Origin of the sequence: Bremerella sp. JC817 (genome assembly GCF_040718835.1) — a bacterium.
Lineage (GTDB): Bacteria > Planctomycetota > Planctomycetia > Pirellulales > Pirellulaceae > Bremerella.
Window position 1 is genome coordinate 1 of record NZ_JBFEFG010000194.1, and the last position, 403, is coordinate 403.

The 403-nt window shown below is 52.6% G+C and carries 1 protein-coding gene; it reads right to left on the minus strand.

The window, feature by feature from the left end; all coding sequences use genetic code 11:
• Positions 1-278, minus strand: a 278-nt coding sequence (locus tag AB1L30_RS00930; RefSeq protein WP_367011459.1) for a hypothetical protein, incomplete at its 3' end; no start/stop codon positions are given.
• Positions 279-403: the final 125 nt, after the last annotated feature.

Genomic DNA, 403 nt, shown 5'->3' on the forward strand with positions numbered 1-403 from the left:
GCCTGCTTGGGCAGGAGTCGATTCCAGGCGACAAACGCAAGCATCGCAACCAGCCCGGAAACCTCGAACCCAAGCAGGAATGGCTTTCGCTCGCCACGGTAGAAAGTGAGGCGGTAAAGACCGACAAGCAGGATGTTTGACATTAAGAATACGCCAACCGCCTCGATGAAGTCCTGAAATGATCGAGTTGAAGTGACCTGACGGTATATGCCACAATTGATGGCAATGGTCATCACCACGATCATCAATTTGGCGATTGAGAGGCGGGGCATCCTCATGGCATCCCTCCAGTGGACGGTGGTATGTCTTGATTCTGTGGGATCATACCAAATACATCCAACGAGGCAATGGCGATGGGGCAATCGCAGTACGAACTGTTCAGCATCTTGATCCCGGTCTACGG